Consider the following 16,307-nt stretch of genomic DNA (forward strand, 5'->3'; position numbering starts at 1 on the left):
CCCATTTCGTTGTCGTCTTGGCCGTTCAGAGCCATCAGAGCCGAACCGATGATGATTGGAGTGTCATCACCTGGGAAGTCGTAAGTGCTCAGCAGATCGCGCACTTCCATCTCAACCAGTTCCAGCAGCTCAGCGTCGTCAACCATGTCAGCCTTGTTCAGGAAGACAACGATGTACGGAACGCCCACCTGACGGGACAGCAGGATGTGCTCACGGGTTTGTGGCATCGGACCATCAGCAGCCGAGCAAACCAGGATCGCGCCGTCCATCTGGGCAGCACCGGTGATCATGTTTTTTACGTAGTCGGCGTGACCTGGGCAGTCAACGTGTGCGTAGTGACGCACGGCCGAATCGTATTCAACGTGAGCGGTGTTGATGGTGATACCGCGAGCTTTCTCTTCCGGGGCGCTGTCGATCTTGTCGAAGTCAACCTTGGCCGAACCGAAAACTTCGGAGCAGACACGGGTCAGAGCAGCGGTCAGCGTGGTTTTACCGTGGTCAACGTGACCGATGGTGCCAACGTTGACGTGCGGTTTGTTCCGTTCAAATTTTTCTTTAGCCACGACAATTAACTCCTAGCTTAAAGGGGCTGAATCAGCCTTGCTTTTTGGTAACAGTCTCGACGATATGCGACGGAGCTGTATTGTATTTTTTGAATTCCATAGAGTAGCTTGCGCGACCCTGAGACATGGAACGAACGTCGGTCGCGTAACCGAACATCTCACCCAACGGGACCTCAGCACGAATCACTTTGCCGGAAACCGTATCTTCCATACCCAGAATCATGCCACGACGACGGTTAAGGTCGCCCATGACATCACCCATGTAGTCTTCAGGCGTAACGACTTCCACCGCCATGATCGGCTCAAGCAACTCACCACCACCCTTCTGGGCCAGCTGCTTGGTTGCCATGGAGGCAGCCACCTTAAACGCCATCTCGTTGGAGTCGACGTCATGGTAAGAACCATCGAACACAGTCGCCTTCAGGCCGATCAGCGGATAGCCGGCGACAACGCCGTTCTTCATCTGCTCTTCGATACCCTTCTGGATCGCCGGGATGTATTCCTTAGGAACCACACCACCTACGACTTCGTTCAGGAATTGCAGACCTTCCTGACCTTCGTCAGCCGGTGCAAAACGAATCCAGCAGTGACCGAACTGGCCACGACCGCCGGACTGGCGAACGAACTTGCCTTCGATTTCACAGCTCTTCGTGATGCGCTCACGATAGGAAACCTGAGGCTTACCGATGTTGGCTTCGACGTTGAACTCACGGCGCATCCGATCAACCAGGATGTCCAGGTGCAACTCGCCCATGCCGGAGATGATCGTTTGACCAGTCTCTTCATCAGTCTTGACGCGGAAAGACGGGTCTTCCTGAGCAAGCTTGCCCAGAGCGATACCCATTTTTTCCTGGTCGTCCTTGGTCTTAGGCTCAACGGCAACCGAAATAACCGGCTCCGGGAAGTCCATGCGAACCAGGATGATTGGCTTGTCAGCGTTGCACAAAGTTTCACCGGTGGTGACGTCCTTCATGCCGATCAAGGCCGCGATGTCGCCAGCGCGCACTTCCTTGATTTCTTCGCGGGCGTTTGCGTGCATCTGCACCATACGACCCACACGCTCTTTCTTGCCTTTTACCGAGTTGATCACGCCGTCGCCGGAGGCCAACACGCCCGAGTAAACTCGAACAAAGGTCAAGGTACCCACGAATGGGTCGGTAGCGATCTTGAACGCCAAAGCCGCGAACGGCTCGTCATCACTTGCGTGACGCTCCATTTCCTCTTCCTCGTTATCCGGGTTGGAACCCTTGATAGCAGGAATGTCGGTTGGAGCAGGCAGGAAGTCGATAACGGCGTCGAGAACCAGGGGAACACCCTTGTTCTTGAAGGAAGAACCGCAAACAGCCAGAACGATCTCACCAGCGATAGTACGCTGACGCAGAGCGGCCTTGATTTCCTCGTTGGTGAGCTCTTCACCTTCAAGGTACTTGTTCATCAGCTCTTCGCTGGCTTCGGCCGCAGCCTCGACCATGTTGCTGCGCCATTGCTCGGCTTCTTCCAACAGCTCGGCAGGAATTTCCTTGCGAACAGGGACCATGCCCTTGTCGGAGTCATTCCAATAAACCGCTTGCATGTTGATCAGGTCGATCTGGCCCTGGAAGTTGTCTTCCGAACCAATAGCCAACTGGATAGGCACCGGAGTGTGACCCAGACGCTGCTTGATCTGAGCGATCACGCGCAGGAAGTTGGCACCAGCACGGTCCATCTTGTTTACGTAAACAAGACGTGGAACGCCGTATTTGTTGGCTTGACGCCATACGGTTTCCGACTGAGGCTCAACACCCGAAGTACCACAGAACACAACGACAGCGCCGTCGAGTACACGCAGGGAACGTTCAACTTCGATGGTGAAGTCTACGTGGCCCGGGGTATCGATAACGTTGAAGCGGTGCTCGTGCGCGTACTGCTTCTCGGAACCTTTCCAGAAGGCGGTGATAGCAGCAGAAGTAATGGTAATACCACGCTCCTGCTCCTGCACCATCCAGTCTGTGGTCGCGGCGCCGTCATGCACCTCGCCCATTTTGTGACTCTTGCCGGTGTAAAAAAGGACGCGCTCGGTGGTGGTGGTTTTACCAGCATCCACGTGAGCAACGATACCGATGTTACGGTAGCGGTTAATCGGTGTAGTACGAGCCATAAAGCCCTCGCAAATTGAGTGACGCTAAAATTAGAAGCGGTAGTGCGAGAAAGCCTTGTTGGCTTCAGCCATACGGTGCACGTCTTCACGCTTCTTAACTGCAGCACCTTTACCTTCAGCAGCGTCCAACAGTTCACCAGCCAAACGCAGAGCCATGGACTTCTCGCCGCGCTTGCGGGCGAAGTCTACCAGCCAGCGCATTGCCAGGGCGTTACGACGGGACGGACGAACTTCGACCGGAACCTGGTAAGTAGCACCGCCTACACGGCGCGACTTCACTTCGACCAGCGGAGCGATGGCGTCGAGAGCTTTCTCGAAGATTTCCAGGGGATCGCTGTTCTTGCGTTCCTTAACTTTGTCCAGTGCGCCATAAACGATACGCTCGGCAACGGCTTTCTTGCCGCTTTCCATTACGTGGTTCATGAACTTGGCGAGAATCTGGCTTCCGTATTTCGGATCGTCCAGAATCTCACGTTTGGCTGCTACGCGACGTCTTGGCATTGATAAGCCCTCAAACGGTCTTCAGGTTAGCCCGGGACAGCGGATGCGTGCCCGACCTTACTCTTATCGACTCAATAAAATTAAAAACTGCTAAACGGCCGATTATTTCGGACGCTTGGTACCGTACTTCGAACGACCTTGGTTACGACCTTTAACGCCGGAAGTATCCAAAGAGCCGCGAACGGTGTGGTAACGAACACCTGGCAAGTCTTTTACACGACCGCCGCGGATCAGGACCACGCTGTGTTCTTGCAGGTTGTGGCCTTCACCGCCGATGTACGAGGAAACCTCGAAACCGTTGGTCAGACGCACACGGCATACTTTACGCAGTGCCGAGTTAGGTTTTTTCGGCGTGGTGGTATACACACGGGTGCATACGCCACGACGTTGCGGGCAGTTCTGCAGCGCAGGCACGTCGGATTTCTCGACGATACGCTTACGCGGCTGACGTACCAGCTGGTTGATAGTTGCCATCTACTAGCTCCACTGTTGTCTTGCGACGCTATTGTCTTACAAGAAAAGCAAAATGGCAGGAACGAATTCCCGCCAAATTTAGGGGATCAAGAGTCTAAAGAGGATCTTGTCCCCAGTCAAGGCAAGGCCCCGACCTCCCCGCCCGCCGGATCTCGACAATTTGTCTCGATCCGCCGAACGGGGCGACCAGGGCCAGGCACTCAATTACCGCAGAACTCAGTTACCACTCGAGTTCAGTGCTTCGGTCAGTGCAGCTTCCACTTCACTGGCGCTTACGCGCAGCGGCTTGTCAGCATCACGGCGACGCTTGCGTTCGCTGTGATAGGCCAAACCGGTACCGGCCGGGATCAGACGACCCACGACCACGTTTTCTTTCAGGCCGCGCAGGTAATCGCGCTTGCCGGTTACCGCCGCTTCGGTCAGTACGCGGGTGGTTTCCTGGAAGGAAGCCGCCGAGATGAACGATTCGGTGGACAACGACGCCTTGGTGATACCCAGCAGCACGCGAGTGAACTTGGAGACAAACTTGTCTTCGGTCGCCAGGCGCTCGTTTTCCACCAGTACGTGAGTCAGTTCCATCTGGTCGCCCTTGATGAAACTCGAGTCGCCGGATTCAGCGATCTCGACCTTACGCAGCATCTGACGCAGGATGGTCTCGATGTGCTTGTCGTTGATCTTCACGCCTTGCAGACGGTAAACGTCCTGGATCTCGTTCACGATGTACTTGGCGAGCGCACTCACACCCAGCAGACGCAGGATGTCGTGTGGATCGCTCGGACCGTCCGAGATAACTTCGCCGCGGTTTACCTGTTCGCCCTCGAAGACGTTCAGGTGACGCCACTTCGGAATCAGCTCTTCGTACGGATCGCTACCGTCGTTCGGTGTAATGACCAGGCGACGCTTGCCCTTGGTCTCTTTACCGAACGCGATGGTGCCGCTGACTTCAGCCAGAATCGAGGCTTCTTTCGGACGACGAGCTTCGAACAAGTCGGCAACACGCGGCAGACCACCGGTGATGTCGCGGGTCTTCGAAGTTTCCTGCGGAATACGAGCGATAACATCACCGATCGCGATCCGCGCACCGTCCGCAACACCGACCAGGGCGTTGGCTGGCAGGAAGTACTGAGCGATTACGTCAGTGCCTGGCAGCAACAGATCCTTGCCGTTGTCGTCGACCATCTTCACAGCAGGACGGATGTCCTTGCCGGCAGCTGGACGATCTTTCGCATCGAGTACTTCAATGTTGGTCATACCGGTCAATTCGTCGGTCTGACGCTTGATCGTGATGCCTTCTTCCATGCCCACGTAGGTCACGGTACCTTTCATTTCGGTAACGATCGGGTGAGTGTGCGGGTCCCACTTGGCCACGATGGCACCAGCGTCGACCTTGTCGCCTTCCTTCACCGAAATCACAGCACCGTACGGCAGCTTGTAGCGCTCGCGCTCGCGACCGAAGTCGTCAGCGATGGCCAGCTCACCGGAACGGGACACAGCAACCAGGTGACCATCCACTCGCTCGACGTGCTTCAGGTTGTGCAGACGGACGGTACCGCCATTCTTCACCTGAACGCTGTCGGCCGCGGAGGTCCGGCTTGCCGCACCACCGATGTGGAACGTACGCATCGTCAGCTGGGTACCCGGCTCACCGATGGACTGGGCAGCGATAACGCCGACCGCTTCACCGATGTTCACCTGGTGACCACGTGCCAGGTCGCGACCGTAGCACTTGGCGCAGATGCCGTAGCGCGTTTCGCAACTGATCGGCGAACGTACGATCACTTCGTCGATGCTATTGAGCTCGATGAACTCGACCCACTTCTCGTCAACCAGGGTGCCCGCAGGAACGATCACGTCCTCGGTGCCCGGCTTGAATACGTCACGGGCGATGACACGACCCAATACGCGCTCACCCAACGGCTCTACAACGTCACCGCCTTCAATGTGCGGAGTCATTACCAGGCCATGTTCGGTGCCGCAATCGATCTCGGTCACGACCAGATCCTGGGCAACGTCTACCAGACGACGAGTCAGGTAACCGGAGTTCGCCGTTTTCAAGGCGGTATCCGCAAGACCCTTACGAGCACCGTGAGTGGAGATGAAGTACTGGAGTACGCTCAGGCCTTCACGGAAGTTCGCGGTAATCGGGGTCTCGATGATGGAGCCGTCCGGTTTGGCCATCAGGCCACGCATACCAGCGAGCTGACGGATCTGCGCAGCAGAACCCCGTGCGCCCGAGTCGGCCATCATGTACATCGAGTTGAAGGATTCCTGGTCGACTTCGTTGCCATGACGGTCGATGACTTTCTCTTTCGAGAGGTTGGCCATCATCGCCTTGGAGACTTCGTCGTTCGCCTTGGACCAGAGGTCGATCACCTTGTTGTACTTCTCGCCCTGGGTTACCAGGCCGGAGGCGTACTGGCTTTCGATCTCTTTCACTTCTTCGGTAGCGGCGCCGATGATGCGGGCTTTTTCATCCGGGATAACGAAGTCGTTAACACCGATGGAAACGCCGGAAATGGTCGAATAGGCAAAACCGGTGTACATCAACTGGTCAGCGAAGATCACGGTCTCTTTCAGACCAACCACGCGATAGCACTGGTTGATCAGCTTGGAGATCGCCTTTTTCTTCATCGGCAGGTTGACGACGTCGAAGGACAGACCTTTTGGCACAACCTGGAACAACAGCGCACGGCCGACGGTGGTGTCGACGATACGGGTGTTGGTCACGCTGCCGCCATCACGATCGTTCACGGTTTCGTTGATCCGCACTTTGACCTTGGCATGCAGTGCGGCTTCGCCGGCACGGAACACACGGTCAACTTCCTGCAGATCGGCGAACACACGACCTTCGCCCTTGGCGTTGATCGCTTCACGCGTCATGTAGTACAGACCCAATACAACGTCCTGCGACGGAACGATGATTGGCTCACCGTTGGCTGGCGACAGGATGTTGTTGGTCGACATCATCAACGCACGCGCTTCCAGCTGGGCTTCCAGTGTCAGCGGTACGTGCACGGCCATCTGGTCGCCGTCGAAGTCGGCGTTGTACGCAGCACAGACCAGCGGGTGCAGCTGGATAGCCTTACCTTCGATCAGTACCGGTTCAAACGCCTGGATACCCAGACGGTGAAGGGTCGGTGCACGGTTGAGCAGAACCGGGTGTTCGCGAATCACTTCAGCGAGAACGTCCCAGACCTCTGGCAGCTCGCGCTCGACCATCTTCTTGGCCGCTTTGATGGTGGTCGCAAGACCACGCATTTCCAGCTTGCCGAAAATGAACGGTTTGAACAGCTCCAAGGCCATTTTCTTAGGCAGACCGCACTGGTGCAGACGCAGGGTCGGGCCAACGGTAATTACCGAACGACCGGAGTAGTCAACACGCTTACCGAGCAAGTTCTGACGGAAACGACCCTGCTTACCCTTGATCATGTCAGCCAGGGATTTCAGAGGACGCTTGTTGGAACCGGTGATAGCGCGGCCACGACGACCGTTGTCGAGCAGTGCGTCGACCGCTTCCTGCAACATACGCTTTTCGTTGCGCACGATGATGTCCGGAGCGGACAGATCAAGCAGGCGCTTCAAGCGGTTGTTACGGTTGATCACTCGACGATACAGGTCGTTGAGGTCGGAAGTCGCGAAACGACCGCCATCGAGCGGAACCAGTGGACGCAGGTCTGGCGGCAGAACCGGCAGAACGGTCAGCACCATCCACTCTGGCAGGTTGCCGGAACCCTGGAAGGCTTCCATCAACTTCAGACGCTTGGACAGCTTCTTGATCTTGGTTTCGGAGTTGGTTTGCGGAATTTCTTCGCGCAGGCGGCCAATCTCGTGTTCCAGGTCGATAGCGTGCAGCAGTTCGCGGACAGCTTCGGCACCCATGCGGGCATCGAAGTCGTCGCCGAACTCTTCCAGCGCTTCGAAGTACTGCTCGTCGTTGAGCAACTGACCTTTTTCAAGGGTGGTCATGCCTGGATCGATAACGACGTAGCTCTCGAAGTAGAGAACACGTTCGATATCACGCAGGGTCATGTCCATCAGCAGGCCGATACGGGACGGCAGCGATTTCAGGAACCAGATATGAGCAACCGGCGAGGCCAGTTCGATGTGCGCCATGCGCTCACGACGAACTTTTGCCAGCGCGACTTCAACGCCGCACTTCTCGCAGATCACACCACGGTGCTTCAAGCGCTTGTACTTACCGCACAGGCACTCGTAATCCTTTACCGGGCCAAAGATCTTGGCGCAGAACAGGCCGTCACGTTCGGGTTTGAACGTACGGTAGTTGATGGTTTCCGGCTTTTTAACTTCACCGAACGACCACGAACGGATCATCTCAGGCGAGGCCAATCCAATACGGATGGCGTCGAACTCTTCGACTTGACCCTGGTTTTTCAGCAAATTCAGTAGGTCTTTCAAGGCCTTTCCTCCTGGCGGAGCAGAGAGCGGGCAAGACAGCCCCGCTCTCGATTCGCGTCACGTGTTATTCGGTTTCCAGATCGATATCGATGCCGAGGGAACGAATTTCCTTGATCAACACGTTGAAAGACTCGGGCATGCCCGGCTCCATACGGTGATCGCCGTCCACGATGTTTTTGTACATCTTGGTCCGGCCGTTCACATCGTCCGACTTCACTGTGAGCATTTCTTGCAGAGTGTATGCAGCACCGTACGCTTCCAGTGCCCAGACCTCCATCTCCCCGAAACGCTGACCACCGAACTGCGCCTTACCACCCAGCGGCTGCTGGGTAACCAGGCTGTAAGAACCGGTAGAACGAGCGTGCATCTTGTCGTCTACCAAGTGGTTCAGCTTCAGCATGTACATGTAGCCAACGGTAACCGGGCGCTCGAACTTGTTGCCGGTACGGCCGTCGAACAGCTGCATCTGGCCGCTTTCTGGCAGGTCAGCCAGTTTCAGCATGGCCTTGATTTCGCTTTCCTTGGCACCGTCGAACACCGGAGTAGCCATTGGAACGCCGCCGCGCAGGTTCTTCGCCAGATCCAGGATTTCCTGGTCGGAGAAGGTGTCCAGCTCTTCGTTGCGACCGCCGATCTCGTTGTAGATCTCGTGCAGGAACTTACGCAGGTCAGCGACCTTGCGCTGCTCTTCGATCATACGGTTGATCTTCTCGCCCAAGCCCTTGGCCGCGAGGCCCAGGTGGGTTTCAAGGATCTGACCAACGTTCATACGCGAAGGTACGCCCAACGGGTTGAGGACCACATCGACCGGGGTGCCATTGGCATCGTGCGGCATGTCTTCAACCGGCATGATCACGGAGACCACACCTTTGTTACCGTGACGACCGGCCATCTTGTCGCCCGGCTGGATGCGACGACGGATTGCCAGGTAAACCTTGACGATTTTCAGCACGCCTGGAGCCAGGTCATCGCCCTGCTGCAGTTTGCGCTTCTTGTCTTCGAACTTGTCGTCCAGCAGACGGCGGCGATCAACGATATAGGCCTGGGCCTTCTCGAGCTGCTCGTTCAGAGCATCTTCAGCCATGCGCAGTTTGAACCACTGGCCATGCTCAAGACCGTCGAGAACTTCGTCGGTGATTTCCTGACCTTTCTTCAGGCCGGCGCCGCCTTCGGCTTTGTGGCCGACCAGAGCGGAGCGCAGACGCTCGAAAGTTGCGCCTTCGACGATACGGAACTCTTCGTTCAGGTCCTTGCGGATCTCGTCGAGTTGAGTCTTCTCGATCGACAGTGCACGAGCATCACGCTCAACGCCGTCGCGAGTGAAGACTTGTACGTCGATGACCGTACCCTTGGTGCCAGTAGGCACACGCAGGGAGGTGTCTTTAACGTCGCTGGCTTTTTCACCGAAGATGGCACGCAGCAGTTTTTCTTCCGGGGTCAGCTGGGTCTCGCCTTTCGGAGTGACCTTGCCCACCAGGATGTCGCCTGCGCCTACTTCAGCACCCACATAAACGATACCGGCTTCGTCCAGCTTGTTCAGTGCAGCTTCACCCACGTTCGGGATGTCCGCAGTGATTTCCTCTGGGCCAAGCTTGGTGTCACGGGCCACACAGGTCAGTTCCTGGATGTGGATCGTGGTGAAGCGGTCTTCCTGAACCACACGCTCGGACAGGCAGATGGAGTCTTCGAAGTTGAAGCCGTTCCATGCCATGAACGCGATGCGCATGTTCTGACCCAACGCCAGTTCACCCATATCGGTGGACGGACCGTCGGCCATGATGTCGCTGCGCTGAACCCGATCACCCTTGCTCACCAGCGGACGCTGGTTGATGCAGGTGTTCTGGTTGGAGCGGGTGTATTTGGTCAGGTTGTAGATGTCGACACCGGCTTCGCCAGTTTCAACTTCGTCATCGGCAACACGAACCACGATACGGCTGGCGTCGACGGAGTCGATTACGCCACCACGACGAGCCACGACGCAAACGCCGGAGTCACGGGCAACGTTACGCTCCATACCGGTACCTACCAGCGGCTTGTCGGCACGCAGGGTTGGTACAGCTTGACGCTGCATGTTCGAACCCATCAACGCACGGTTGGCGTCGTCGTGCTCGAGGAACGGGATCAACGACGCTGCAACCGAAACTACTTGCTTCGGCGATACGTCCATCAAGGTGACGTCTTCCGGCGCCTTGACGGTGAACTCGTTCAAGTGACGAACAGCTACCAGCTCGTCGACCAAGACCTTCTTGTCGTTCATCGTGGCCGAAGCCTGAGCGATCACGTGATCAGCTTCTTCGATGGCGGACAGGAACACGATCTCGTCCGTAACCAGGGCGTCTTTCACCACACGGTACGGGCTCTCGAGGAAGCCATACTGGTTGGTGCGCGCATAGGCAGCCAGGGAGTTGATCAGACCGATGTTCGGACCTTCCGGCGTTTCGATCGGGCATACACGACCGTAGTGCGTCGGGTGTACGTCACGAACTTCGAAGCCGGCACGCTCACGGGTCAGACCGCCCGGGCCGAGTGCGGAGACACGACGCTTGTGGGTGATCTCGGACAGCGGGTTGTTCTGGTCCATGAACTGGGACAGCTGGCTCGAACCGAAGAACTCCTTCACCGCCGCAGCCACAGGCTTGGCGTTGATCAGGTCTTGCGGCATCAGGCCTTCGCTTTCAGCCATCGACAGACGTTCCTTGACCGCACGCTCTACGCGCACCAGGCCAACACGGAACTGGTTCTCGGCCATTTCGCCTACGCAGCGAACACGACGGTTACCCAGGTGGTCGATGTCATCGACGATGCCCTTGCCGTTACGGATATCGACCAGGGTCTTGAGGACAGCAACGATGTCGTCCTTGTTCAGTACACCCGAACCTTCGATTTCGGTACGACCGATACGACGGTTGAACTTCATCCGGCCGACCGCAGACAGGTCATAGCGCTCAGGGCTGAAGAACAGGTTGTTGAACAGGGTCTCGGCGGCATCCTTGGTTGGTGGCTCGCCAGGACGCATCATGCGATAGATTTCGACCAGGGCTTCCAGCTGGTTGCCAGTGGAGTCGATCTTCAGCGTGTCGGAGATGAACGGACCGCAGTCGATGTCGTTGGTGTACAGCGTCTCGATGCGAACGACCTGGGCCTTGGCGATTTTTGCCAGGATCTCGGTGTTCAGCTCGGTGTTGCACTCTGCCAGGATTTCGCCGGTGGCCGGATGCACGATGACCTTGGCCGTGGTGCGCCCCAGGACGTAGTCCAGAGGTACCTGCAGCTCTTTGATCCCGGCTTTTTCCAACTGGTTGATGTGGCGAGCGGTGATACGACGACCCTGCTCGACAATAACCTTGCCTTTGTCATCCTGGATATCGAGGACAGCGATTTCACCGCGCAGGCGCTGAGGCACCAGTTCCAGGCTGAGGTTTTCACCTTGCACATGGAAAACGTTGGTGGTGTAGAACGCGTCCAGCACTTCTTCGGTGGTATAGCCGAGCGCGCGCAGCAGTACCGATGCAGGCAGCTTGCGACGACGGTCGATACGCACGAATACGCAGTCTTTCGGGTCGAACTCGAAGTCCAACCACGAACCGCGGTAAGGAATGATGCGCGCGGAGTAAAGCAGTTTGCCGGAGCTGTGCGTCTTGCCACGGTCGTGGTCGAAGAACACGCCCGGAGAACGGTGCAGCTGGGAAACGATTACACGCTCGGTACCGTTGATTACGAAGGTACCGTTCTCAGTCATCAGGGGGATTTCACCCATGTAGACTTCTTGCTCTTTGATGTCCTTGATCGCTTTGTTCGACGATTCTTTGTCGAAAATGATCAGGCGCACTTTTACCCGCAAAGGTACGGCGTAAGTAACACCGCGCAATACGCATTCTTTGACATCAAATGCCGGTTCGCCCAGGCGATAACCGACGTACTCCAGCGCAGCATTGCCGGAGTAGCTGATGATCGGGAAAACGGATTTGAAGGCCGCATGCAGGCCCACGTCGCGGAACTGATCTTTAGTCGCTCCCGCTTGCAAGAATTCACGATACGAATCCAGCTGGATGGCCAGGAGGTACGGCACATCCATGACGTCCGGCAACTTGCTAAAGTCCTTGCGGATACGTTTTTTCTCAGTATATGAGTAAGCCATCAGCGTTCCCCAGCTTGGTCACCTGCTTGTTTGGCCCCTCCCGACGGGAGCAGCCAGAAAATCGTGCAAACCCCATGGTTTGCGCCACCACATAGGGTGGTTACAGCTCGCTATCGGCACCGACCCAGTCGGCTGCCAATAACGGAAAAAGGCCGGTGGCAAGAGCCACCAGCCATCAGCCTGTCGCTTAACGCTCGGGCTGGAGACGCAAAGTCGATGCTTACTTCAGCTCGACTTTAGCGCCTGCTTCTTCCAGAGCGGCCTTGGCTTTGTCAGCTGCGTCTTTGGCAACAGCTTCCAGAACCATGGCAGGAGCGCCGTCAACTACAGCCTTGGCTTCTTTCAGGCCCAGACCGGTCAGTTCACGTACTGCCTTGATCACGTTTACTTTCTTCTCGCCAGCTTCGGTCAGCATGACGTTGAATTCGGTTTGCTCTTCAGCAACGGCAGCAGCAACAGCTGGACCAGCGGAAGCAGCAGCAGCGGTAACACCGAATTTTTCTTCGAAAGCTTTGATCAGCTCAACAACTTCCATTACGGACATGTTGCCAACGGCTTCGAGGATATCGTTTTGAGAGATAGACATGACTCTAAATTCCTGGATTGGGGGACGGCCTACGCGACCATCGAAATAAACAAAAAACGCGAAAAGGAGTGTCGAGCCTTAGGCTGCGGCAGCTTCTTTCTGGTCGCGCAGTGCCGCCAGAGTACGAGCCAACTTGCTGGTTGCGCCTTGAATCACGCTCATCAGCTGAGAAATTGCTTCGTCACGGGTCGGCAGAGTTGCCAGTACGTCGATCTGGTTAGCTGCGAGGAACTTGCCCTCGAACGCAGCTGCCTTAATCTCGAACTTGTCCTGACCTTTGGCGAATTCCTTGAACAAACGGGCAGCAGCGCCAGGATGTTGGGTGGAGAACGCGATCAAGGTCGGGCCGGTGAACACGTCGTTGAGGACACTGTATTCAGTGTCAGCAACAGCGCGCTTGAGCAGGGTGTTACGTACAACACGTACATAAACGCCAGCTTCACGAGCCTCTTTACGGAGTCCGGTCATAGCGCCTACTGTTACGCCACGGGCATCAGCCACGACAGCGGACAGAGCAGCTTTGGCAGCCTCGTTGACTTCAGCGACGATGGCCTTCTTGTCTTCGAGTTTAATTGCCACGGGTTTAACTCCTGCTTGTTACCGTTTCATCCGGTCGAAACCGAATGTCGTTTTGGTGTCTGATTCGGTAAGGAACCGGGAGCACCATCTGCGTAGGCTTGTGGTTTAAGACTTGCGTCGCCTACGGTCTTGGACAGCCCCCGCCAGGCAGGGACCCCAATTTTTTTGATTGGCGCAATTACTTGCGCCAATCCGAGTCTTACGCGTCGAGCGAGCTCTGATCGATAACCAGACCTGGGCCCATAGTGGTGCTCAGGGTAACGCGCTTGACGTAGATACCTTTCGAAGAAGCTGGCTTGATACGCTTCAGATCAGCGATCAGGGCTTCAACGTTTTCCTTCAGCTTGACGGCATCGAAGCCGATCTTGCCAACGGAAGTGTGGATGATGCCGTTTTTGTCGGTGCGATAACGAACCTGACCAGCCTTGGCGTTTTTAACCGCAGTGGCTACGTCTGGCGTTACGGTGCCGACTTTAGGGTTAGGCATCAGACCACGTGGACCGAGGATCTGACCCAACTGACCTACAACGCGCATGGCATCCGGGGATGCGATCACTACGTCATAGTTCAGGTCGCCGCCCTTCATTTCAGCAGCCAGATCGTCCATGCCTACGCGATCAGCACCAGCAGCCAGAGCAGCTTCAGCTGCTGGGCCCTGGGTGAAGACAGCTACACGAACGGTCTTGCCAGTGCCGTGTGGCAGCACGGTAGCGCTACGAACGACCTGGTCGGATTTACGTGGGTCAACGCCCAGGTTCACAGCAACGTCGAACGACTCGCTGAACTTGACAGTCGACAGCTCAGCCAGCAGAGCGGCGGCGTCTACAAAGTTGTAGGCCTTGCCTGCTTCGATTTTGCCGGCGATAGCCTTTTGACGCTTGGTCAGCTTAGCCATTACACACCCTCCACGTTAAGGCCCATGCTACGAGCAGAACCGGCGATAGTACGCACGGCTGCATCCATATCAGCTGCAGTCAGATCCGCGTTTTTGGTTTTCGCGATTTCTTCCAGCTGAGCACGGGTAACGGTGCCAACCTTAACGGTGTTTGGACGAGCGGAACCGCTGGTCAAACCTGCAGCCTTCTTCAGCAGAACCGAAGCTGGGGTGCTTTTTGTTTCGAAAGTGAAGCTACGGTCGCTGTAGACAGTGATGATCACTGGAGTCGGCAGACCTGGCTCAAGACCCTGAGTACGGGCGTTGAAGGCCTTGCAGAATTCCATGATGTTCACGCCGTGCTGACCCAGGGCAGGACCAACAGGTGGGCTTGGGTTAGCCTGAGCGGCCTTCACTTGCAGCTTGATGTAAGCGGTAATTTTCTTGGCCATGAGGCACTCCAATTACGGGTTCGAACGCCTCGAAAGGCTCCCCGGTTACTTGCGCGTTTATCCCAGTGACGACAAAACCCCACAGCCTTGGGCTGCGGGGTTGGGATGCCTGTTCAATCAGACCTTTTCGACCTGGCTGAACTCTAGCTCTACCGGAGTAGAGCGACCGAAAATGAGCACTGCCACTTGGATCCGGCTCTTTTCGTAGTTAACTTCTTCAACCGTGCCGTTAAAATCAGCGAATGGACCGTCGGTGACGCGTACAACCTCACCCGGCTCAAACAGTGTCTTCGGCTTCGGCTTGTCGCTACCATCAGCGACGCGACGCAGAATCGCTTCTGCCTCTTTATCCGTGATCGGCGCAGGCTTGTCGGCGGTACCGCCAATAAAGCCCATCACCCGAGGGGTATCCTTGACCAAGTGCCAAGTCCCTTCGTTCATATCCATCTGCACCAGCACGTAGCCCGGAAAGAACTTACGTTCACTTTTGCGCTTCTGGCCATTACGCATCTCAACCACTTCTTCAGTGGGGACCAGAATCTCGCCGAAGCCATCTTCCATGCCAGCCAGCTTTACGCGCTCTACCAGCGAGCGCATGACATGCTTCTCGTAACCCGAGTAAGCATGCACAACGTACCAACGCTTAGCCACGGGACACCCTTAGCCAACAATCAAGGAAACAAGCCAGCCGAGCAGGGAATCGAGCCCCCACAACAGCAACGCCATTACCAGAACAACAGCCACAACGATCAACGTGGTCTGCGTGGTTTCTTGGCGAGTCGGCCATACGACTTTACGAATCTCGGTGCGAGCTTCCTTAGCGAGTACAAAGAAAGACTTGCCCTTGGCTGTCTGCAGGCCTACAAAGGCAGCAACAGCAGCAATGGCGAGCAATGCAAGTACGCGGTACAGGATCGGCGAAGCAGAATAATACTGATTGCCAACAACGCCAATAACCACCAAAGCGACTACCACTAGCCACTTGAGCAGATCGAAGCGAGAGCCTTGAGCTTCAGCTTTAGGAGTCATCTATGAAGATCCTGTGAAAAGAAAGCCAGACACACCGAGTGAATCTGGCAGGTCAGGAGGGAATCGAACCCCCAACCTACGGTTTTGGAGACCGTCGCTCTGCCAATTGAGCTACTGACCTAAAACAAAATCAGGCCGACCATTATGCCGGCCCGAAAAAGACATTACAACTGTTTACTCGATGACTTTGGCTACGACGCCAGCGCCGACGGTACGACCGCCCTCACGGATAGCGAAACGCAGACCGTCTTCCATCGCGATGGTCTTGATCAGGGTAACAGTCATCTGAATGTTGTCACCTGGCATTACCATTTCAACGCCTTCTGGCAGCTCGCAGTTACCAGTCACGTCAGTTGTACGGAAGTAGAACTGTGGACGATAGCCTTTGAAGAACGGAGTGTGACGACCGCCTTCTTCCTTGCTCAGAACGTAAACTTCTGCGGTGAACTTGGTGTGCGGCTTGACGGTGCCTGGCTTGACCAGAACCTGGCCACGCTCAACGTCGTCACGCTTGGTGCCGCGCAGCAGTACGCCGCAGTTCTCGCCAGCACGACCTTC

At 56.2% G+C, this 16,307-nt stretch carries 12 protein-coding genes, 1 tRNA gene and 1 pseudogene; all 14 read right to left on the reverse strand.

From position 1 onward, the window contains the following. The coding region (locus BLO97_RS30040) for a GTP-binding protein (RefSeq protein ID WP_139197750.1) at positions 1-563 on the reverse strand (563 nt) is incomplete at its 3' end. 31 nt (positions 564-594) lie between these two features. Next, complete coding sequence (fusA, locus tag BLO97_RS30045) at positions 595-2,700, reverse strand: elongation factor G (protein WP_063324139.1); 2,106 nt, start codon at positions 2,698-2,700, stop codon at positions 595-597. 30 nt (positions 2,701-2,730) lie between these two features. Then, positions 2,731-3,201, reverse strand: coding sequence for a 30S ribosomal protein S7 (gene rpsG, locus BLO97_RS30050; RefSeq protein ID WP_003186074.1), 471 nt, complete (start codon positions 3,199-3,201; stop codon positions 2,731-2,733). A 102-nt stretch (positions 3,202-3,303) separates the two neighbouring features. Next, positions 3,304-3,675, reverse strand: a complete 372-nt coding sequence (gene rpsL, locus BLO97_RS30055; protein WP_003186084.1) for a 30S ribosomal protein S12 — start codon at positions 3,673-3,675, stop codon at positions 3,304-3,306. A 216-nt stretch (positions 3,676-3,891) separates the two neighbouring features. Next, positions 3,892-8,091 (reverse strand): DNA-directed RNA polymerase subunit beta', encoded by a 4,200-nt coding sequence (gene rpoC / locus BLO97_RS30060; RefSeq protein ID WP_047230482.1) that lies wholly within the window; start codon positions 8,089-8,091, stop codon positions 3,892-3,894. A gap of 64 nt (positions 8,092-8,155) precedes the next feature. Continuing rightward, a complete protein-coding gene (gene rpoB, locus BLO97_RS30065; RefSeq protein ID WP_013694338.1) occupies positions 8,156-12,229 on the reverse strand; it encodes a DNA-directed RNA polymerase subunit beta in 4,074 nt (1,357 codons plus the stop codon). A gap of 220 nt (positions 12,230-12,449) precedes the next feature. Continuing rightward, the gene (gene rplL / locus BLO97_RS30070; RefSeq protein WP_007970414.1) at positions 12,450-12,815 is read right to left on the reverse strand and encodes a 50S ribosomal protein L7/L12; all 366 of its coding nucleotides are present in this window, start codon (positions 12,813-12,815) and stop codon (positions 12,450-12,452) included. A gap of 78 nt (positions 12,816-12,893) precedes the next feature. Further along, a complete protein-coding gene (gene rplJ / locus BLO97_RS30075; RefSeq protein ID WP_003206099.1) occupies positions 12,894-13,394 on the reverse strand; it encodes a 50S ribosomal protein L10 in 501 nt (166 codons plus the stop codon). A gap of 199 nt (positions 13,395-13,593) precedes the next feature. Further along, positions 13,594-14,289 (reverse strand): 50S ribosomal protein L1, encoded by a 696-nt coding sequence (rplA, locus tag BLO97_RS30080; RefSeq protein ID WP_003186095.1) that lies wholly within the window; start codon positions 14,287-14,289, stop codon positions 13,594-13,596. Then, a complete protein-coding gene (gene rplK / locus BLO97_RS30085; RefSeq protein WP_003176435.1) occupies positions 14,289-14,720 on the reverse strand; it encodes a 50S ribosomal protein L11 in 432 nt (143 codons plus the stop codon). The genes rplA and rplK overlap by 1 nt, the downstream gene beginning before the upstream one ends. Positions 14,721-14,837: 117 nt before the next feature. Continuing rightward, on the reverse strand, positions 14,838-15,371 hold the full coding sequence (nusG, locus tag BLO97_RS30090; protein ID WP_003186097.1) for a transcription termination/antitermination protein NusG: 534 nt from the start codon (positions 15,369-15,371) through the stop codon (positions 14,838-14,840). 9 nt (positions 15,372-15,380) lie between these two features. Next, positions 15,381-15,749: a preprotein translocase subunit SecE gene (gene secE / locus BLO97_RS30095; protein ID WP_003206102.1), complete on the reverse strand. Its 369-nt coding sequence runs from the start codon at positions 15,747-15,749 to the stop codon at positions 15,381-15,383. 45 nt (positions 15,750-15,794) lie between these two features. After that, positions 15,795-15,870, reverse strand: a tRNA-Trp gene (locus BLO97_RS30100). 53 nt (positions 15,871-15,923) lie between these two features. Further along, positions 15,924-16,307 (reverse strand): annotated as a pseudogene (locus BLO97_RS30105) (elongation factor Tu); the annotation flags it as partial.

This window comes from Pseudomonas sp. NFACC05-1 (genome assembly GCF_900100135.1).
GTDB lineage: Bacteria > Pseudomonadota > Gammaproteobacteria > Pseudomonadales > Pseudomonadaceae > Aquipseudomonas > Aquipseudomonas fluorescens_Q.

Bases quoted from the DNA above. Each gene is read 5' to 3' on its own strand.
- rpsG (WP_003186074.1), bottom strand. From the start codon at position 3,201: ATGCCAAGACGTCGCGTAGCAGCCAAACGTGAGATTCTGGACGATCCG.
- rplK (WP_003176435.1), bottom strand. From the start codon at position 14,720: ATGGCCAAGAAAATTACCGCTTACATCAAGCTGCAAGTGAAGGCCGCT.
- rpoB (WP_013694338.1), bottom strand. From the start codon at position 12,229: ATGGCTTACTCATATACTGAGAAAAAACGTATCCGCAAGGACTTTAGC.
- rplL (WP_007970414.1), bottom strand. From the start codon at position 12,815: ATGTCTATCTCTCAAAACGATATCCTCGAAGCCGTTGGCAACATGTCC.
- secE (WP_003206102.1), bottom strand. From the start codon at position 15,749: ATGACTCCTAAAGCTGAAGCTCAAGGCTCTCGCTTCGATCTGCTCAAG.
- rpsL (WP_003186084.1), bottom strand. From the start codon at position 3,675: ATGGCAACTATCAACCAGCTGGTACGTCAGCCGCGTAAGCGTATCGTC.
- rplA (WP_003186095.1), bottom strand. From the start codon at position 14,289: ATGGCTAAGCTGACCAAGCGTCAAAAGGCTATCGCCGGCAAAATCGAA.
- fusA (WP_063324139.1), bottom strand. From the start codon at position 2,700: ATGGCTCGTACTACACCGATTAACCGCTACCGTAACATCGGTATCGTT.